General features: G+C 66.0%; 19 protein-coding genes. 14 read left to right on the forward strand and 5 right to left on the reverse strand.

Annotation, left to right across the window (positions count from 1 at the left end; all coding sequences use genetic code 11):
- Position 1: 1 nt before the first annotated feature.
- The 7 genes from FHG09_RS10260 to FHG09_RS10290 all read left to right on the forward strand — a co-directional run bounded on the left by FHG09_RS10260 (position 2) and on the right by FHG09_RS10290 (position 7,064).
- The gene (locus FHG09_RS10260) at positions 2-1,159 is read left to right on the forward strand and encodes a hypothetical protein (protein WP_152347540.1); all 1,158 of its coding nucleotides are present in this window, start codon (positions 2-4) and stop codon (positions 1,157-1,159) included.
- Between the two features lie 139 nt (positions 1,160-1,298).
- Positions 1,299-1,730, forward strand: a complete 432-nt coding sequence (locus tag FHG09_RS10265) for an OsmC family protein (RefSeq protein ID WP_152347541.1) — start codon at positions 1,299-1,301, stop codon at positions 1,728-1,730.
- Between the two features lie 175 nt (positions 1,731-1,905).
- Positions 1,906-2,649: a GntR family transcriptional regulator gene (locus FHG09_RS10270; protein ID WP_152347542.1), complete on the forward strand. Its 744-nt coding sequence runs from the start codon at positions 1,906-1,908 to the stop codon at positions 2,647-2,649.
- Positions 2,650-2,978: 329 nt separating this feature from the next.
- The gene (locus tag FHG09_RS10275) at positions 2,979-4,175 is read left to right on the forward strand and encodes an FAD/NAD(P)-binding oxidoreductase (protein ID WP_227492690.1); all 1,197 of its coding nucleotides are present in this window, start codon (positions 2,979-2,981) and stop codon (positions 4,173-4,175) included.
- A gap of 91 nt (positions 4,176-4,266) precedes the next feature.
- Positions 4,267-5,655 carry an MBL fold metallo-hydrolase gene (locus tag FHG09_RS10280; RefSeq protein ID WP_152347543.1) on the forward strand — a complete coding sequence of 463 codons (1,389 nt, stop codon included), beginning with the start codon at positions 4,267-4,269 and terminating at the stop codon, positions 5,653-5,655.
- A 71-nt stretch (positions 5,656-5,726) separates the two neighbouring features.
- Positions 5,727-6,494 carry a sulfite exporter TauE/SafE family protein gene (locus FHG09_RS10285; protein ID WP_227492691.1) on the forward strand — a complete coding sequence of 256 codons (768 nt, stop codon included), beginning with the start codon at positions 5,727-5,729 and terminating at the stop codon, positions 6,492-6,494.
- A 102-nt stretch (positions 6,495-6,596) separates the two neighbouring features.
- A complete protein-coding gene (locus FHG09_RS10290; RefSeq protein WP_152347545.1) occupies positions 6,597-7,064 on the forward strand; it encodes an acetyltransferase in 468 nt (155 codons plus the stop codon).
- A gap of 97 nt (positions 7,065-7,161) precedes the next feature.
- Here the strand turns inward: FHG09_RS10290 and FHG09_RS10295 are convergent, their stop codons facing one another.
- The 5 genes from FHG09_RS10295 to FHG09_RS10315 form a co-directional block, all read right to left on the reverse strand.
- The gene (locus FHG09_RS10295; protein ID WP_152347546.1) at positions 7,162-8,460 is read right to left on the reverse strand and encodes an MFS transporter; all 1,299 of its coding nucleotides are present in this window, start codon (positions 8,458-8,460) and stop codon (positions 7,162-7,164) included.
- A gap of 117 nt (positions 8,461-8,577) precedes the next feature.
- Positions 8,578-8,811, reverse strand: coding sequence for a hypothetical protein (locus FHG09_RS10300; protein WP_152347547.1), 234 nt, complete (start codon positions 8,809-8,811; stop codon positions 8,578-8,580).
- 308 nt (positions 8,812-9,119) lie between these two features.
- Positions 9,120-10,283, reverse strand: coding sequence for an aminotransferase class V-fold PLP-dependent enzyme (locus FHG09_RS10305; RefSeq protein WP_152347548.1), 1,164 nt, complete (start codon positions 10,281-10,283; stop codon positions 9,120-9,122).
- Positions 10,284-10,327: 44 nt separating this feature from the next.
- The gene (gene fdhD / locus FHG09_RS10310) at positions 10,328-11,209 is read right to left on the reverse strand and encodes a formate dehydrogenase accessory sulfurtransferase FdhD (protein ID WP_152347549.1); all 882 of its coding nucleotides are present in this window, start codon (positions 11,207-11,209) and stop codon (positions 10,328-10,330) included.
- 15 nt (positions 11,210-11,224) lie between these two features.
- Positions 11,225-11,791: a MogA/MoaB family molybdenum cofactor biosynthesis protein gene (locus FHG09_RS10315; RefSeq protein WP_152347550.1), complete on the reverse strand. Its 567-nt coding sequence runs from the start codon at positions 11,789-11,791 to the stop codon at positions 11,225-11,227.
- 258 nt (positions 11,792-12,049) lie between these two features.
- Between FHG09_RS10315 and ftsW the strand changes: the two genes are divergently transcribed.
- The 7 genes from ftsW to FHG09_RS10350 all read left to right on the forward strand — a co-directional run bounded on the left by ftsW (position 12,050) and on the right by FHG09_RS10350 (position 17,629).
- Entirely contained in the window at positions 12,050-13,255 is a 1,206-nt protein-coding gene (gene ftsW, locus FHG09_RS10320; RefSeq protein ID WP_193627353.1) for a putative lipid II flippase FtsW, read from the forward strand.
- A 134-nt stretch (positions 13,256-13,389) separates the two neighbouring features.
- A complete protein-coding gene (locus FHG09_RS10325) occupies positions 13,390-13,869 on the forward strand; it encodes a DoxX family protein (protein WP_152347552.1) in 480 nt (159 codons plus the stop codon).
- A gap of 204 nt (positions 13,870-14,073) precedes the next feature.
- The gene (locus FHG09_RS10330) at positions 14,074-14,523 is read left to right on the forward strand and encodes a MarR family winged helix-turn-helix transcriptional regulator (protein ID WP_227492692.1); all 450 of its coding nucleotides are present in this window, start codon (positions 14,074-14,076) and stop codon (positions 14,521-14,523) included.
- 62 nt (positions 14,524-14,585) lie between these two features.
- A complete protein-coding gene (locus FHG09_RS10335) occupies positions 14,586-15,791 on the forward strand; it encodes an LLM class flavin-dependent oxidoreductase (RefSeq protein WP_227492693.1) in 1,206 nt (401 codons plus the stop codon).
- Positions 15,788-16,354: an NADPH-dependent FMN reductase gene (locus FHG09_RS10340; protein ID WP_152347553.1), complete on the forward strand. Its 567-nt coding sequence runs from the start codon at positions 15,788-15,790 to the stop codon at positions 16,352-16,354. Before FHG09_RS10335 ends, FHG09_RS10340 begins: the two co-directional genes overlap by 4 nt.
- Before the next feature lie 175 nt (positions 16,355-16,529).
- A complete protein-coding gene (locus FHG09_RS10345; protein ID WP_193627354.1) occupies positions 16,530-17,192 on the forward strand; it encodes an NAD(P)-dependent oxidoreductase in 663 nt (220 codons plus the stop codon).
- Entirely contained in the window at positions 17,189-17,629 is a 441-nt protein-coding gene (locus FHG09_RS10350; protein WP_152347555.1) for a MarR family winged helix-turn-helix transcriptional regulator, read from the forward strand. The genes FHG09_RS10345 and FHG09_RS10350 overlap by 4 nt, the downstream gene beginning before the upstream one ends.
- Positions 17,630-18,493 lie beyond the last annotated feature (864 nt).

Genomic DNA, 18,493 nt, shown 5'->3' on the forward strand with positions numbered 1-18,493 from the left:
CATGCGCACCCGCAGACTCCTCTCCGCCCTCGCCGGACCGCTCATCGGCTTCTTCGCCCTCGCAGGCTGCTCCCAGGCCCCCGACGACTTCGACCGGACGCCGGAGCAGGTCACGACCGAACTCGATGCCGTCGACGCCTCCGATCTGCAGCTGCCGCTGATCATCGAGCCGCTCGAGCTCGTCGAGCCCGGGTGGGACCTGCCGCCGGCGCACCTCGGTGAGGTCTTCCTCTCTGCCAGCACCGGCGACGAGACCCTCGACTTCTCCGCCGTGGACATCCACGGCTCCACACTGTGGCAGGCGAAACGACCGAGCGGATGCACCGGATTCACCGCCAGCGTCGATGCCGACGGCACCCCGCTGGCCGTGCTCACCGATTCCGACTCGTCGACCGACTGCGACGAGGACGTCACCGCGAGCGCCTACGACCTCGAAACCGGCGAGCAGGAGTGGGGACCCGTCGACGTGCCCGGCCCGATGCGCGGACCGGGCACGGTCTTCGCCGCCGAGGATGCCGAGCCCACCGAGGCTCTCGCCCTCGATCCGGCCACCGGCGAGGCGGTGCAGGACGGAGCCTCGGACGTGCGCCGCCTCGGCGAGTACCGGGGCACGATACTGAGCACCGACGACAAGACGCTGCGCGCCACCGGTGAGCAGTCATGGGAGCTGTCACTGCCGGACAACGGCTGGAACGCCGATGAGCTGCGCGCCGTCCCCGAGGCGGATCCGGGAGGGGACGTCATCGCCCTCGACGCCGGAGACGGAGTCGGCCCGGTGCTCGATCGCGAGACCGGCGAGCTGCTCGATGACGACGCCCGCGGGGTCGCCCAAGATGCGAACACCGGGGCCATCGTCACGCTCGGCAAGCAGGGGCTGACGGTCATCGACGACACGGGCAAGAACGAACTGCCGGTGTCGGTGCCGCAGTCGGTCGAACTCGAGGCGACGGTCGGAGGACTGATCTATCTGCGCGAGGAAGGCACCCTGCGGGTCCACAACGCCATGACCGGCAGTCTTGCCCGCGGCTACCCGGCCGACGGCTCGGGTGTGGTCGCGGTGCCGGGAGCGTTCACCCCCGACGGCCTCGGCACGGTGCAGGCAGGCGATCGGACGCTGCTGGCCACCGACCGCGTCGCCGAGGACTCCGAGGACGGCTGAGAGCCGCCACACAGACGGGCGCGGAATCGCTCATAGCCCGACAGCATGGGAAGAATACCCATGGGGGTATACTGGATGACACTGGATCTCGGACCGGTCGCACGGACCGAGCACTCAACTGCGAAAGGGAACAGACACCATGTCCGACGACGCCTCCGTACCCGCCCTGACGGCACAGCGGACCGCCCCCGCCACTTATACGGTCCGCAATGCCAATGGCGGTGAGTTCCGCATCGGTGCACCCGGTGCTGATGACGGTTCGTTCACACCTGTCGAGCTCCTGCAGGCCGCCGCGGCCGGGTGCGCAGCACTGTCCGCCGAGGCCAAGCTCGCCAACCGCCTCGGCGAGGACTTCGACGCTGTGTCGACGGTCGAGGCAGAGCTGAACATGGACGACAACCGCATCGAACGACTTGTCACCAGCATCGAGGCCGACATGTCAGAGCTCGACGCAGAGACCCGGCAGAAGCTCATCGCCAGCGCCGAGCGCTCCATCGACAGCCTCTGCACAGTCAAACGCACACTCAATCACGGCGCGGCGAACACCACCGGAGTGGCCGCACAGGACTGAGTCACCGGAGACTGCAGCGCGCACCCTCGAAGCCCACCCGTGCCTGCGCGCACGGGTGGGCCGGTCCCTCAGCACAGCAGGCATCTGCGACAGCCAGAGCGATGACACGGCACCTGTCCATCACTTCACCGAGACGGTGCAGAAGAGTCGTGCCCACGTCGGGCACACTGGTGACATGGTCACTTCTTCAGAGCGCGCCTCCTCGGCCGACGACCGGCCGCCGCGCAACCGCCAGCCGCTGTGGGCGGCGGTTCGCGACGATCTCGAAAACCGAATCCGCTCCGGCGACTTCAGCGAGGCCTTCCCCGGCGAGCTCGAGCTGTCCAAGCAGTACGGCGTGAGCCGCTCGACGATCCGAGCCGCCCTGACGCCGCTGCGACGCAACGGCACGGTCACCGCTCAGCCGGGCCGCCCCTCCCAAGTCGTCAATGTCTCGGGCGAACATGCGTACGGGCCCATCTACAGCCTCTTCGCCGCAGTCAGAGGTGCCGAGATGAGCCAGCGGAGCACCATCCGCACGGCCGAGATGGCGGCCTCACCCCAGGCCGCACAGCAGCTGGGCCTCGATATCGACACCGAACTCGTCCACATCGCCAGAACCCGGTACGCCGACGAGGAGCCGCTGGCCGAGGACGAGGTGTGGCTGTCACCCGAAGCCCGCGGCGTCCTCGACATGGACCTGAGCAACACCGCCCTCTACGAGGCACTCCAGCGCTGCTGCGGACTCACCCTGACCTCGGGCGACGAGACCCTGCACTCGATCAACCTCACTCCCAAGCAGTCTCAGGCACTGTCCTGCGAACCCGGCTCGGCGGCCTTCTTCATCGAACGCCTCGGCCGGATCGACGATCGCGCAATCGAATGGAGGCAGACGGTCATCCGCGGCGACCGCTTCACCGTCTCGACCTCCTACCCCTGAGCCTCACCGCAGTCTGACCACCTCCAGTCTGACCGCCGCTGCTCCCCGGCGGGCCCTCGCCGCTGCTCTCCGGCGGGCCCTCGCTTCCTCTGCCTGACCGGGCACTTCTGCCCCGCCGGCCCTGCCCCTGCCCCTGCCCGGGCCGGGCCGGGCAGGCTGCTTTCCCACCTCACCGCATCCGCCCGACCGGGCGACATCCTGAGCTGATTCACGACGGGGATTCACAAATGCATTAAATGTACGTACATTAGAAATGTACGTACATTACGGATCCCGCACCGGCCACCTCGTCGGTGGCACCGTCTCGAACAGTTCAGGGGGAAGCGACCGTGGGAATGCATCACAGGATCGTCATCATCGGCGGAGGCAACGCCGGGCTCAGCGTGGCGGCACGACTGCGCAACGCCGGTCAGGACGATGTCGCCGTCATCGAACCGCAGGCCGAACACTTCTACCAGCCGCTGTGGACGCTCGTCGGCGGCGGTGCGGCCGATCGCAGCGAGAGCGCGCGCCCGCAGGCCGAGGTGATGCCCCAGGGCGTGGCCTGGATCAAGGACGCGGCCACACAGATCCACCCCGACGAGCGCAGGCTCACCCTCGCCTCCGAAGCAGAGGTCAGCTACGACTACCTCGTCGTCAGCCCGGGCCTCCAGCTCGATTGGGATCGCATCCCCGGAATGGCCGATGCCATCGAGACCGCGAACGTCTCGAGCAACTACCGATTCGATCTGGCACCGAAGACATGGAAGCTCATCAAGGGTCTGCGGCAGGGAACCGCCGTGTTCACCATGCCCTCAGGGCCGATCAAGTGTGCAGGGGCACCGCAGAAGATCGCCTACCTCGCCGCCGACTACTGGCGTCAGCAGGGCGTGCTCGATGCGATCCGAATCGTCCTCGTCCTGCCGACCCCTGCAATGTTCGGCGTTCCCGTCTTCTCCGCGGAACTCGACAAGGCAGTCAAGCGCTACGGCATCGAAGTGCGGCTGAGCAGCGAGGTCACTGCGATCGACTCGACCGCGCAGACGGTGACCATCACGGACAACGCCCACGACACGAGCGACGAGGTCGATTACAACCTGCTCCATGTCGTGCCACCGCAGTCCGCACCCGACTGGATCAAGAACAGTCCGGTGGCGAAAGCCGACGATCCGAACGGCTACGTCGACGTCGATCCCAACACCCTGCAGCACACTCGGTGGCCGGAGATCTTCTCTCTCGGCGATGCCGGCTCGACGCCGAATTCGAAGACCGGCGCCGCCATCAGAAAGCAGGCCCCGGTCCTGGTCGACAATCTCCTGGCCGCCATGGAGCACCGCCCGCTGATGACGCGCTACGAAGGCTACGCCTCATGCCCGATCACGACCTCGCGGAGCACCATGCTTCTGGCCGAGTTCGACTACAGCATGCAGCCGGCACCGAGCATCCCGTTCATCGACACCACACATGAACGGCGCGACATGTGGTATCTCAAACGCTACGGCCTGCCCGCCATGTACTGGAACCTCATCCTCAAGGGTCGCGCCTGACCCTGACGCAGAGCGGCGCAGAACCTGCAGCCGCCTCCCCCGGCCCACTCCATCGCCAACAGACTCTCCGAACACTCACGAAGGACACATCATGCTTCTCGAACGCATCTACGACGAAGACCTCTCCCAGGCCAGCTACTTCATCGGCTGCCAGCAGACGAATGACGCCATCGTCATCGACCCCCGCAGAGACGTCCAGGTCTACCTCGACCTCGCCGAGGCCAACGGCATGCGCATCGCGCACGTCACCGAGACCCACATCCACGCCGACTACCTGTCGGGAACACGTGAACTGGCTCAGGCGACCGGGGCAGCCGTCCATCTCTCCGGCGAGGGCGGAGCGGACTGGCAGTACGGATTCGACGGCCGGCGCCTTCGCGACGGCGACACCATCACGGTCGGCAACCTCACCCTTGCGGTCGACCACACCCCCGGCCACACCCCCGAGCACCTGACCTTCAAGCTCACGGACGGTGCCGCCGCCGACGAGCCCGGCTACCTGTTCACCGGCGACTTCGTCTTCGTCGGCGATCTCGGCCGACCGGACCTGCTCGACGAGGCCGCCGGTGGGGTCGACACCCGGTACGAAGGTGCCAAGCAGATGTTCGCCAGTCTGCGTGACAAACTCCTGGCCCTGCCCGACTACGTCCAGATCTACCCGGCGCACGGTTCCGGCAGCGCCTGTGGCAAGGCTCTCGGAGCCGTGCCCACGACCACGGTCGGCTACGAGCGGAACTTCGCCTGGTGGAGCCGCTACGTCGCAGATGACGACGAACAGGGTTTCATCGACGAGCTGCTGGCCGGCCAGCCCGACGCTCCGGCCTACTTCGGGCGGATGAAGCGCCAGAACCGTGACGGGCCGGCGGTCCTCGGACACCGGAGCCCCCTGCCCGAGCTCGACGCAGAGACTGTGAAGAAGGATGTCGAGGACGGGACCGCGGTCTTCGTCGACACCCGTGACCAGCACGAGGTCCATCGCGGAACCGTGCCCGGATCGATCAATGTCCCAGCGTTCAACAAACCGGCCACACATGCCGGCTGGGCCTACGATCCCGAGTCCGATTCGCAGCCGCTCGTCCTCCTCGCCGCCAACCGCGATATCGCTCAGATGGTCTGGGACCATCTCATCCGCGTCGGCATCGACGAGGTCGCCGGCTTCGTCACCGGTCTCGACGGCCTGCCCATCGTCATCCCCGAACTCGTTTCGCCCGATGCCCTGGAGTCGACGGACTACGATCTGCTTCTCGATGTGCGCAATGCCTCCGAGTTCGCCGACGGCACCATCCCAGGGGCGCAGCAGCTCAGTGCGGGCAGAGTGCTGTGGCACCAGGACCAGCTGCCAAAGGAGGGCGGCACTGTCGTGACGTTCTGCCGCAGCGGTGTGCGCAATTCCGTGGCCGCCAGCGCCCTGCGCCGTGCCGGCCATCACGTCGTCGAGCTCGAGGGCAGCTACCTCGGCTGGCAGGCCGCCCAGAAGTAGATCGGCACCCCCGCGCATCCGGCGGATGATCGCACCGCCGGATGCGCAGCTGCGCCCGGATTCGGGAACTCATGGACATCTCACTCATCATCACGTTCGCCCTCGCTCTGCTCATCGGCATCTCCCTCGGCCTGCTCGGTGGCGGCGGCGCCATCCTCGCCGTGCCGGTGCTGACCTACATCACCGGCCTGGAGCCGGTGCAGGCGATTCCGACGTCACTGCTCATCGTCGGCGTCACTTCGGCGGTCAGTCTCACCATGCACGCCCTGAAGAGGAGGGTGCAGTGGCGGACGGGAATCATCTTCGGCATCGCCGCGATGGCGGGAGCCTTCGTCGGCGGCCGACTCGGCAGCGCCGTGCCCTCACCGATCCTCATGTTCTCCTTCGCCGCCGTCATGATCGCCGCCGCGGTGGCGATGATCCGCGGCAGGCGTGAGAGCTCCGACGGCGAGGAATCGGCGAGGCTGCCGGTGGTCAAGATCATCATCACCGGAGCCGTCGTCGGGCTGGTGTCCGGGTTCGTCGGAGCCGGGGGCGGCTTTCTCATCGTGCCCGCGCTCGCGCTCCTGGCGCGGTTGCCCATGAGACTGGCAGTGGCGACGTCCCTGCTCGTCATCACCATGCAGTCCGCGTCCGGCCTGGCCGGCTATGTGCTCTCGACTCCCCTCGACTGGGGACTGGGACTCACCATCACTGCGCTTGCCGTCGCCGGATCGTTCCTCGGCTTCTGGCTCAGCACGCGGATTCCAGACGGTGATCTGCGCAGAGGATTCGGTGTCTTCGTCCTCTTCATCGCCACGATCGTCGTGGTCGAGGAGACGCTCCAGCTGGTGGGGTGAGAATGCGGGCAGTGCGCCTGCACCGATCAGGCTCGCGGCTCACCTCCTGTGCCGACTGCTCGCACGGATGAGCACCACGGAGACCCCTGCCATAATGGAGACATGAGTGAGCAGCCAGACCTCAGCGCGGGTGAACTGAGAATTCGGCCGTCACACGGACCAGAAGACTTTGCGCCCCTCGTCGCCATCTGGCGAAGCGCGGTCGACGCGACCCACGATTTCCTTGCCGAGCCGGACCGCGATGAGATCGAATCCCATCTGGAGTCTGACTACTTCCCCGCCGTTTCGCTCACTGTCGCAGAGCTGAATGGTCGACCGGTGGGATTCTCCGGCGTCCTCGACGGAAACCTGGAGATGCTGTTCATCGACGCGAAGCAACGCGGCACAGGTATCGGCACGAGGCTTCTCAGCCACGCAGTCGAAGACCACGGCGTCAGGAACGTCGACGTGAATGAACAGAATCGCCAAGCTGTGGAGTTCTATACCCGTCGAGGTTTCCACGTTGTCCGTCGCAGCGAAACCGACGACGCCGGACGACCGTACCCGTTGCTGCATCTGCAGCTGACCTGATTCGTACGGTCCGCACCTCTGCGCGCCTTCCCCTGCACCGGCTGATGATCACTGACGACAGGCGGTGCTGTTCACCACCTGCCATCACCACCGTCGTTCATCGCCGACCCCGAGAATTCACGCGGATGAGTACGAGAGCGAGCAGCGTGCACAGCAGATAGGTGGCACCTACGGCGATCCAGCCGAGTTCGAACCCGCCGGGCGAACCGACGATGACACCCATGAGCAGCGGCCCGAGCGCGAAGCCGAAGAACATTCCGGCCGTCACCATCCCACTGGCCGAGGCCATCGAAGCCGCCGGGATGACCCGCATGAGCGCGGCCATGAGCACCACGGAGACCCCGAGCGCGGAGATGCCGTGGAAGGCCACGGCCAGCCAGAGAAATGCCGCCCACCCGGTGGCCTCGGCGACGAAGAAGAGGACCGCCCCGGCCAAGGCGATGAGGGCGAGCGTGAGCAGCAGGTGGGCACCCGAGGCGCCTTTGGCCATCCGCCTGGCCCAGGTCACACGCGCGATGACGCCGATGACGCCGGCCAGTGCCGCCGTGGCACCGCCGAGGACGAGGGAGAAGCCCATCTCACGCACGGCGAAGAGGGGCATGTACACGTTCGTCGCCTGCACGCCGATGCCGTTGATGAGTCCGAAGGCGGCGAGCGCCCACACCATCCCCGGATGCCTCGCCGGACGCGTGGGGGCCGGTTCAGCGGGACGGTCGGCCACCTCGGTGGAGGCGTTGGTGTGGGCATCCTCGGTGGGAACGCCGGTGTCGGCCGCCTCGGTGGGGGTGTCGGTGCCGACCTTCGAGGGCGCGGTGGGCAGCAGCGGTGTGGTGCGCAGGGAATGCCAGGTGATGGCGAGGAGGATGAGCGGGATGACGGCTGCGGTCAGGGCTGCGCCGCGCCAGCCGATTCCGATTGCGAGGACGGGGAAGAGCAGGCTCGCGACGAGCTGGCTGACCTGAACTCCGGACTGTTTGATGCCGACCCAGCCGATTCGCCGGACGGTGGGCACGCGTTCGAGCAGGATCCGGTTGGTCACCCCGTTGGGGAAGGACTGGGCGATGCCGGACAGGCCGGCGGCGATGAGGAGCATCCAGAACCCGTCGGGCACGGCCACCAGGAGCAGGGCGAGTGCGGAGAGGACGAAGATGAACGCCATGAGCGAGAGGTCGGAGTGGCGATCGGCGAGCCTGCCCAGGGTGGCGCTGCCGATGGCCGCGGCGCCGAAGCAGGTGGTGGCCAGGAGTCCGAAGTGGGCCTCGGAGATGCCGATTTCGGCGATGATCGAGTCGCTTGTGGCGCTGAGCCCGTAGAGCAGGATCGGTCCGGCGGCCACGGCGCCGAGGAGGACGCTGAGCAGTCCGATGCCCGGAGTCTTCTGGTCGTGGCTGGTCATCGCTCACCTCCTGTCGCGCGCATGCTTCAAGTCAGCATGCTAGCCGGAGGAGGACGGCGGCTGTCGTGGCGTCTCAGCTGCCGTGTCTCAGCGCTTCGACGGGCACGGGTGCGGGGCTCAGGCCTTCGAGCGTCGCACCGCGGACCGGTAGGCCACCGCGATATCGACGCCGAGGATGCCGGCACCGGCGACGAGGATGGCGAGTGCCACCGCCATGGGGTGCTGTTCGTTCCATGCCAGCAGCCCACCCAGTACGGCGGCGACGATGACGATGAGCGTCCCGGTCCGGAACCGCTTGACCAGGTCTGTCTTCTCATCCGAGTTCTCAACGGCCTGCAGGGTGTAGGTCATCGTCACTCCATCTCGTTCTCGGCATCGCCGCAGGTACGGTCGTGATGCGCGTTGGTCTGTCAGTCGTGCCCGTCCCGTTCACACCGGACAGGCACCGAAAACAAGATTAGCCCCGAGTTCGCGCTCCGATCGCCACATGAAGAAACCGTTGAATGTTGCAGTTCGTTCACAAAGGCCGCCCTGCCCCGACCAGTGGGGCCGGGTGACTGTCCGCCGCCGGACAACGGCCAGTCGATCGTTATGGCTGCGTTATCGAATTCCGCGGGGCTCAGCGCTGGACGGGTCCGGGTGTGGGACAGCAGCGCCTGTCAGGAAGTCACGGTGCCTGTCACAGCGTTGAGCGCCGTATCGACATCTGCCTCGTCGTTGTAGAGGTGGAATCCGAAGCGCATATTGCCTCCGGCCTGCGAGTACCGCACCCCGGCCGCGTCGAGTCGGTCGAGTGCGCCGGGCCATGAACGTTGACCTGCGTCGAGGTCGATCGTGACGATGGCCGAGTCCGACTCTCCCAGACCGAGCCCAGCCCGGAACCGGTTGGCCAGGGCGAGGTCGTGAGTGTGGATCTGGTCGATGCCGATCTCCAGGAGCAGCTCAAGCGCCGGAGCCGCGCCGACCCACGAGTGCCAGGCCGGTGAGATATCGAAGGCTCGGGCACCGTCAGCCAGGTGCATCGGCATCCCGTAGCTCGCTCCAGCGCCAGCCGCGAACCAGCCTGCGGCCAGAGGCTTGAGCCGACCGAAGAAGTCGTCGCGGCACAGGTGGTCGGTGCCGACAGTATCGGAGGTGTCAGCGGTTTCGGGGGCGTCGGCCGCCGAGTCTCGAGTGGGCAGCGTGAGGAAGGCGGTTCCGCGTGGGGCGCACAGCCATTTGTAGGCGGCGACGGCGAGGAAATCGACCTGTTTCGCGTCGAGCGGCAGCCATCCGGCCGCCTGTGTTCCGTCGAGGACCGTAATGGCCCCGACCTCGCGGGCGCGACGTGTGATCGCCGGGATGTCGGCGACCTCGCCGGTAGCCGACTGTGCGGCGGAGAATGACACGAGGGCCGTGGACTCATCGACCGCCTCGGCGAGGGTGGCCAGCGGCGCGGTGCGCACTCGCACCCCGCGGTCGGCATGGACGGCGAACGGGTAGACCCCGGAGGTGAACTCGAAGTCGGGGATGAGGACCTCCGCACCGTCGGGCAGGGCCGCGGCGATCGGGGCGAGCAGCTGGGACACGGCCGCCCCGGTGGCCACCTGACCGGCGGGCGCACCGACGAGGCGACCGAACAGCTCCCGACTGGCATCGACGGATTCCGCCCACGTCTGCCAGGGAACGCTGCCGGCCCTCCATTCGTCGAGCGATCGCTGCATCGCCTCCCACCCCCGCCGAGGCGGCGGACCGTAGGAGCAGGAGTCGAGGAAGGTACGCTGCACATCCCATTCGGCACGGGCCTGCGCGATGTTCAGGGCTGGATCGTCATTGATGTCCATGCCAGTGAATCTAACACTGGAATTGCGGCGCCGCCTCGGCGAAGTCAGGCCACGCGCTCGGGGTACGAGTACGCGTTGAACTTTCCCTTGCGGTTGAAGCCGATGACGCTGACGCCGACATCCTTGCCGTAGTCGACAGCCATCGCCGAGGGAGCGCTCACCGCGGACATCATCGGGATGCCGGCCATCGCGCACTTCTGGACGAGTTCGAACGATGCCCGTGCGGACACCTGCAGGACGGTTGACCGCAGCGGCAGTCCCCGGTTGGCCATGGCCCAGCCGATGACCTTGTCCACAGCATTGTGCCGACCGACATCCTCACGCCCGACGAGCAGTTCGGGTTCTGCGTTCGGGTCCTCGCCGACGGCGAAGAGGGCAGCTGCGTGGACTCCGCCAGTCTTGTCGAAGATCTCCTGCGTCTGCCGCAGACGATCGGGCAGTTCGCCGATGCGGGCAGCCGAGAGCAGCTGTGGAAACTCGTATTCCCCGTGATCCTCGACGTGGAAGGCGGCGGGAATAAGGGGGAAAGCAGAGGTCTTCGTCACGGCATCGGCGGCCGCGGTTCCACAGATTCCGCACGACGATGAGGTGTAGACGTTGCGGGCCGGCGCCGTCTCCGGATTCCAGGTCCCCGGGGTCAGACGCACTTGCGCGACGTTGTAGTTCCGGCTGCCGTCGGGGGCGATTCCGGCAGAGAAGTTGACCTCTTCGATATCGTCCATCGAAGTCACGACCGCCTCGGAGAGCAGGTAGCCGGCGATCAATTCCACGTCGTGGCCGGCGGTGCGCATGGTCACCGTGTACGGCTCACCGCCCAGCTGGACCTCCAGGGGCTCCTCCCCCGCCAGAGAATCCGGGCCGGCCGAGACCTCACCGGTGGCGTCGAACTTATAGACCCGGGCTCGCACGGACTTGCGCATCTGCATGTTCTCGTTCCTCTCTCAGACCCGAGGACCATGGTCGGTGGTGTCCTCGACGGAGGTCTGAATGTGTTCGAGGAGGTCATCGATGACGGTGATTCCGTCCTTGACCCCACCCTTCGAACCAGGGAAGTTGATGACGAAGCTGCGACCACGCACTCCAGCGACTCCGCGGCTCATCACCGCCGAGGAGGTCGATTCCAGTCCCTTGCGCCACATCGCATAGATGAGGCCCGGGGATTGGCGTTCGAGAAGTTCGGCAGTGAACTCCGGGGTGCGGTCATCGGGTGCCAAGCCAGTGCCGCCGCTGGTGACGATGAAGCGGGGGCGATCGGCCTCCGGGGTGTCGACGAGGAGTTCGCGCAGGGCCTGGCCGACGGGCTCGCCGTCGCGGACGACGATGGCCTCGGGTGTTTCGTAGCCGCGGCCACGCAGCCACTCGACGAGGATCGGGCCGGTGGTATCCGCGGCTTCGCCTCTGGCCGCCGAGGTGGACGCGATGATGACGGCAGCCTTGCGTCCTGCCCCGAGGAGGGCGTTGCACCGAGGGCTGGAGGCGGAGTCGGTCACGTTCGTTGGAGTGCTCACAATTCCATCCTACGTCTCACGCCTCTGCCTGGCCCGGCCTCATCTCCGCATCCGATCCGGACAGAAGTTCATCACAACTCGACTTGCATGTTTACGCGGACTCCTGAAATGGTGGTCGGTCACAGCGGATGAAGTCAGCGAGGATGTATGGACGGTCGCGAGAGAAGCGTGGGCTCGGCGGGCGCTGAGCCGCCGTCGAAGCAACTCCCCCTGCGAAAGCTGCTGAAGCGGCCGCCGCGCCTATTGCCGGGAACGACGATGTTGGTCGCAGCCTGTCTGTGCCTGGTCGCCCTCGGTCTGCTCATGGTGCTCTCGGCGACGTCGATCACCGCGTACGACGGCACCAGAACCTCCTCCTTCTCCGTGTTCGTGCGGCAGGGGCTCTTCGCGATCGCCGGACTGACGATGATGACCCTCGCCGCGCTCACCCCCGTGCGGGCCTGGGAGAGGCTGGCCTGGCCGCTCATGGGTGCGGGCCTGCTGCTGCTCGCACTGCCGTTGGTACCGGGGCTGGGAACAACGGTGAACGGCAGCACGAACTGGCTGCGGATCGGGGGCCTGCAGGCGCAGCCCTCCGAGCTGTTCAAGCCCATCCTGGCGGTCTGGTTCGCCGTGGCTCTGACACACCTGACCTCCCAGCACTACCGTCCCCGGAGGCTCCTGCTCACTCTCAGCCCCGTCATCGTCGCCGCCGGATTCATCCTCATCGGAGGCGACCTCGGCACGACCTTGGTGCTTATGCTCATGGGACTGGCCGCGCTGTTCGTCTCCGGGGTGCCGAAGCGGTACTTCGTCATCGCCTTCGGAGTCATCTCCGTGGCCGTCACACTGCTGGTCACCTCGAGCCCCTATCGGATGGCACGGGTGCGCGCGATGTTCGCGGGTGATTCGCAGAGCGAGGCCGAGGCCCTGGGCCAGCACTGGCAGTCCAGCCACGGCCTGTTCGCCCTCGCCTCCGGCGGATGGACGGGCGTCGGACTCGGGGCCAGTCGCGAGAAGTGGTTCTGGCTGGCCGAGGCCCACACCGACTACATCTTCGCCATCGTCGGCGAGGAGATCGGCCTATTCGGGACGCTGGCAGTCGTCGCTCTGTTCGGTCTCATCGCCATCGGGCTCATCCGCGCCTCCCTGATGAGCCGGAACCGGCGGACGAAGATCCTGGGCGCGAGTGTTCTCGCCTGGGTTGTGGGCCAGGCACTCATCAATATGGGAGTGGTGACCACCCTGCTGCCGGTCATCGGGGTGCCGCTGCCCCTCGTCTCCTATGGCGGGTCGTCGCTCGTCGCCACGCTGACCGGGGTCGGCATCGTCCTCGCCTTCGCCCGCGCCTCCGAGCCGGGTGCGGAACGCCCGCCTGCCTTTTCCACACAGACCCCGCCCACCGAAGTGGGTCAGACCGACACCGGAGCCGGTGAGACCGCCCAACGCCGAGGTGAGTACCGGGTCTCGCGAGCAGCGACATGAGTCTCGCCCACGGTAATACTCTCGTCGCTGGGCTTGATCGGTCGATCCGCCTCGATTTCCTCCTGACGTTCAGCCTCTTGCCATACTCGACCAATAACGTGTGATTGCAATTTCAACCAATCTTGGAGATCACCGTGTACGCAACGACCGGACTGCCGACCTCTGCCCGCGACATCATCACTCTCATTGCCCGGATAGGCCTCGGCGCGATCTTCATCGCCCACGGTTGGCAGAAGTTCAACGAGTGGACCATCGCCGGAACGAGCGATTCGTTTGCGCAGATGGGAGTGCCAATGGCCGATATCGCGGCCCCGGTTGCGACCTTCGTCGAACTCATCGGCGGAGCACTGCTCATCCTCGGCGCGCTCACTCCCATCGTCGGATTCCTGCTGGCGGCCAATGTCATCGGCGCCCTCGTCATCGTCCATCTCACACCGACCCCGTTCGTCGACCAGGGCGGCTGGGAGCTCGTCGCCGCACTGGCCGCCGGTGCCCTGCTGATTGCCGCCGCAGGTCCCGGCCGTCTGAGCGTCGACCGCCTCCTCTTCGCCGACAAGAAAGGCACGGGCCGCAAACGCTCGAGTGCATCTCGCGCCGTGGCCGCAGACGCCTGAGAATCCGGGCCGGACTCTTCGCCTAGGCCAAACGGTGGTCACCATCGGACACTTCCCCTTGCCGGAAAGTATCCGATGGTGACCACCGTTTGCGTTGCGCCTCCACAGCCCCCTCCTGCAGCTACGTCCCTGCCCACTCCCTGCCTCACCTGCAGCCAGGTAATGTGAGGACGAATCGCGAGCACGAAGTCAGCAGAAGGAGCCATGGTGGAGGATCTGAGCCTGAGCACGCTCATCTGGCTGCGCATGGCCCGCTTCGTCCAGAACAGCAACCAGCTGTCGAATGAGCACCTGCGCCAGTTCGGTCTCACCGTCGCCCAATTCGAGGCCCTCGCCCACATCCGCAACTTCGAACCGATCACCCAGTCCGCTCTCGCCGAGGGTCTGACCGTCAGCGGGGGAGGGATCTCCCGCATGCTCGCCCGCCTCGAGGCCGAAGGGCTCATCTCCCGCGAACAGGACTGGAAGACCAAACACATCTCGCTCACGACCAAGGGCCGCGCACTCCTCGAGCGCGCATTCCCCTCCCAGCTCCAGCAGCAGTCATCTCTGTTCGACGATGCCCTCACCGAAGATGAGAAGGCGCAGCTGCACGCGCTCATGAAGAAGCTCTACGACACCAGTCGGAAGCGCGGTCAAGGCACGCGGGAATAATCCCGCCTCCGTCTCAGTTGACATGGCAAATGACATTTTCGTCGCCATCACGAGGAGACACCTTGAGCGAGTCCACGCAGCCGCACACCAACCCGACGCAGGCTTCCGGAGCACCCGAGTCCCCGCCGCCACAGCAGCCGAACTACATGCACGAATTCGGCCTCGACCGAGGTCAGGGGCTGCAGTTCGGCATCTACAGCCTCGGCGATCATCTGCCCGATCCGCACGACGGATCACGCGTCGACGCAGGCCAGCGCATCCATGAATTCATCGGCTATGCCCAAGCCGCGGAGGCCGCCGGGCTCGACTTCTTCAGCCTCGGCGAGAGCCACCAGGAGTTCTTCGCCTCGCAGGCCCATGCCGTCATCCTCGGCGCGATCGCCCAAGCCACGGATAGAATCCGCATCGGCAGCTCCTCGACGATCCTCTCGACCTCGGACCCGGTCCGGGTGTTCGAGAATTTCGCGACGATCGATCTCATCTCCGGCGGTCGTGCCGAGCTCGTCGCCGGACGCGCCTCCCGGGTCGGACTGTTCGAGCTCCTCGGCTACGACCTGCGCGATTACGAAGAGCTGTACGAGGAGAAGCTCGACCTGCTGCTCCAGATCAACCGCGAGAAGCAGGTGACCTGGTCCGGTCGGTTCCGGGCACCGCTCAACGACGCCGAGGTCCTCCCCCGCCCCACCGGGCAGGCGCTGCGCATCTGGCGCGCGGTCGGCGGAGCACCGGCGAGCGCGGTGAAGGCGGGACTGGCCGGGGTTCCCATGGTCATGGCCCACCTCGGCGGGACCACCTCGGTGTTCAAGGGCACCGTCGATGCCTACCGTCGCGCGGCCGCTCATGCCGGATTCGATCCTGCCACCCTGCCGATCACCACGGCCGGGTTCTTCCACGCAGCCGAGACCTCGCAGGAAGCATTGGCTGGAATGTACCCCCACATCAACGAAGGGATGAAGCGCACCAACGGGCAGGGCATGCCCAAGCAGCACTTCGCCCAGAGCGTCGAGCCGGCGAGCATCGCGAACATCGGCAGCCCGCAGCAGATCATCGAGAAGATCCTCCGCCAGCACGAGGTGTTCGGCCATCAGCGCTACCTCGCGCAGGTCGACTTCGGCGGGATGGCCTACGCGGACGTGATGAAGCAGATCGAGATCATCGGCACCGAGATCCTGCCCGCCGTGAAGAAGTACACCGCTGCCGCACCCGCGGATTCGGGGACTGAGTCCCCCGGCTCCGCATCCGACTCCGCCGAGGAGGCCCACTCGTGAAGCTTGTCCTGCTGTCCGGCTCGAACGTCGGAACGAAGACCCGAACCGTGATCGATCACCTCGCCGAGGCGGTCGCCGCCTATGACCCCACCATCGAGGCCCGCGTCATCGACCTCGCCGAGGCGGACATGGTCTTTGCCGACGGCCGGAACTTCACCGAGTACACCGGAGACACCGGCCGGGTGGCTAGGGAGCTCATGGACGCCGATGCGATCATCATCGGCACCCCGATCTTCCAGGCGTCGATCCCTGCGGCTCTGAAGAACGTCTTCGATCTGCTGCCGACGAGTGCCTTCCTCGACAAGGTCGTCGGCGTCATCGCCACGGCCGGATCGTCGAAGCACTACCTCATTCCGGCTCAGCACCTGCTCCCGATCCTGACCTACATGAAGGCGCAGGTCGTCCAGCCGTATGTGTTCGTCGAGGAGAGCGATCTGCACCGCGGCGAGATCGTCAGCCATGATGTCCTTCAGCGCCTCGACCGCCTCGTCGAGGACACGATCGTGCTCACCCGCACCTTTGCCTCGATCCGTCAGGAGCGGGACGCGGCCTACGGGTTCTGAGTCTTCCATGCAGATGCCGCTGCCTCGCTTGCGAAAAACGAGCCGAGCGCTGATCGTGCTCTTGCCCAACCTCTGCCAAACTAGTCTGTTTTCCGTATTAGTTGAGCGGTCGAGCTGACCCCTGGCACATGACCTGAGGCCTATGGTCGTCCGCTTTCGAGCGAGAGGACGTATCATGCGCATCACCATCTTCGGTGCCGCTGGACCGACAGGACTCTGGACCTGCAGTGAGGCTCTGCGAGCCGGGCATTCCGTGACGGCGGTCAGCCGCCGCAGCGATCCCCTGCCCCTGCCGGCGAACGACCGCCTGACCGTCGTTCGCGCCGACGCCCACAGCGGCGAAGGAGTGGCAGAAGCGGTCTCGGGGGCTGACGCAGTGATCTCGACCCTGGGTGCCCCTTACGGGCGCCGACCGATCTCGATCTATTCGTCAGGCACTCGCACCATCGTCGAGGCGATGCGAAGCCACGCGGCAGGAGATCGCCTCGTCGTCTTCAGCTCTGGACTCACCTACCCGCCACCGCCGATGAATTGGGCGGCCGATCACCTCCTCTTCCCGTTCCTGCGGAACGTTCTCGGCCGCACGCTCTATGCAGATATGCGACGAATGGAGGAATACCTCCGCTCGATCGATGACATCGCCTGGACGATCATGCGACCTGGCCGCCTCATCGATGCCGATCACGTCTCCGACTACGCCGTCGATTTCGACCACCCCAGCCACGGGTTCACTACTTGCCCCGACCTCGCCGCCGCGACGGTCGCGGAGGCTGAGGACAGTGCTCACGCGAGGAAGGCAGTCGCGCCGACCACCACGAAGGAAGGACGTCGCCGATGACCGCCGACCAGGGCCTGCGAGACGCGATCCGTGCGATCAGAATCGAGCTGAGGGTCGTCAATGACAAGGTGGCGATGTCGGCCGGCCTCAACCCTAGGGATCTCGACATCCTCGATGTCATCGATCGGGACGGGCCCTGCACTCCGTCCCACCTCGCAGAGCGGACCGGTTATCACCGAGCGACACTGACGGGAATCCTCGCGCGACTGGAGCGTGAAGGCTGGGTGGGCAAGAACGTCGCCGAAACCGACCGTCGCTCCCACACACTGACGGCATCTGAACGGTTCGACGAACTGAGAGCCATCTACGCGCCGGTGGACCGCCATGCCGCCGCACTCTCCGAACAGCTCTCCACAGCCGAGCGCACCACCGTCATCGACACGCTCGAGCGCATGGCGACCATCGCTCGTGCGGCCTCCGAGGAGATCGGCAGCTGAGAGAAGATCCCGTTTCGCTGGCATTCGAGCCGCGTGCGCTTCCCTCCACACTTTGGACCGCCGCGCCATATCGCCGTTGCCAGCAGACACCCCATCGACAGCGGAAGCGCGCTCCGGATCCTCCTATCCTCACCCATAGCGTGTGGGTGCACTTTCAACCAGCCCTGAAGCTTAGCACGTACGCAAAGGCCGGTTTTCCGACAACTCCCCTGGCATCATCACCGCCACCGCCCCGAATCTCCCTCGGCGCCATCTTCATCGCCCATGGCTGACAGAGGTTCAACGAGTGGGCCGCCGCCGGAACCACTGTTTCGTTCTCGCAGACGGAGGCTCCTCTGCCCGGGATCGCCGCGTACTTCGCAGCCTTCGTCGACCTGGGCGACTGGGGACCCGCCGCCCACACTAGCCACCAGCTCACAGCTCACAGCTCATCGCCACCATAGGATCGGACCAGTTCAGAATTGACCATGTTCCCTTCGCGTGGAAGAAGGGCAAGGGCATTAAGCGCGCGACAGGATCAAGGTCTGTGGCCGACGAGGCCCGCCCCACCTCCGCCTCTGCAGATCGGACATGCCTGCACGCCCTCCAGCCCTCAGAGCTCGTTCCGGATCCGCATTGCGATGAATGACCTCATTATGATGCGGACCCTGATCTCGTTCACTGCCGCTGAGCAACAGCCCGTCAACGACAATAGTTCGCGGCATGAGGTATCTCTCAGAAGAATATTGAAGAGAGGCTCGCCCGATCGAATCGCAGCGCCCGGCTTCTTCGTGAATCGTAAAGTAACGTCGTGACTGGCCAATGGGTCGGACTAGCCGCCGCCAAACGCAGAACCGCCTGACACGCGGTTAACCTTCGCGATGC

The organism is Brevibacterium sp. CFH 10365 (assembly GCF_009299785.1).
GTDB classification, from domain to species: Bacteria; Actinomycetota; Actinomycetes; order Actinomycetales; family Brevibacteriaceae; genus Brevibacterium; species Brevibacterium limosum.

Bases quoted from the DNA above. Each gene is read 5' to 3' on its own strand.
- FHG09_RS10260 (WP_152347540.1), top strand. From the start codon at position 2: ATGCGCACCCGCAGACTCCTCTCCGCCCTCGCCGGACCGCTCATCGGC.
- FHG09_RS10285 (WP_227492691.1), top strand. From the start codon at position 5,727: ATGGACATCTCACTCATCATCACGTTCGCCCTCGCTCTGCTCATCGGC.
- FHG09_RS10270 (WP_152347542.1), top strand. From the start codon at position 1,906: ATGGTCACTTCTTCAGAGCGCGCCTCCTCGGCCGACGACCGGCCGCCG.
- fdhD (WP_152347549.1), bottom strand. From the start codon at position 11,209: ATGCAGATGCGCAAGTCCGTGCGAGCCCGGGTCTATAAGTTCGACGCC.
- FHG09_RS10290 (WP_152347545.1), top strand. From the start codon at position 6,597: ATGAGTGAGCAGCCAGACCTCAGCGCGGGTGAACTGAGAATTCGGCCG.
- FHG09_RS10330 (WP_227492692.1), top strand. From the start codon at position 14,074: ATGGTGGAGGATCTGAGCCTGAGCACGCTCATCTGGCTGCGCATGGCC.
- FHG09_RS10280 (WP_152347543.1), top strand. From the start codon at position 4,267: ATGCTTCTCGAACGCATCTACGACGAAGACCTCTCCCAGGCCAGCTAC.
- FHG09_RS10295 (WP_152347546.1), bottom strand. From the start codon at position 8,460: ATGACCAGCCACGACCAGAAGACTCCGGGCATCGGACTGCTCAGCGTC.
- FHG09_RS10305 (WP_152347548.1), bottom strand. From the start codon at position 10,283: ATGGACATCAATGACGATCCAGCCCTGAACATCGCGCAGGCCCGTGCC.
- FHG09_RS10300 (WP_152347547.1), bottom strand. From the start codon at position 8,811: ATGACCTACACCCTGCAGGCCGTTGAGAACTCGGATGAGAAGACAGAC.
- ftsW (WP_193627353.1), top strand. From the start codon at position 12,050: ATGTTGGTCGCAGCCTGTCTGTGCCTGGTCGCCCTCGGTCTGCTCATG.
- FHG09_RS10350 (WP_152347555.1), top strand. From the start codon at position 17,189: ATGACCGCCGACCAGGGCCTGCGAGACGCGATCCGTGCGATCAGAATC.
- FHG09_RS10345 (WP_193627354.1), top strand. From the start codon at position 16,530: ATGCGCATCACCATCTTCGGTGCCGCTGGACCGACAGGACTCTGGACC.
- FHG09_RS10265 (WP_152347541.1), top strand. From the start codon at position 1,299: ATGTCCGACGACGCCTCCGTACCCGCCCTGACGGCACAGCGGACCGCC.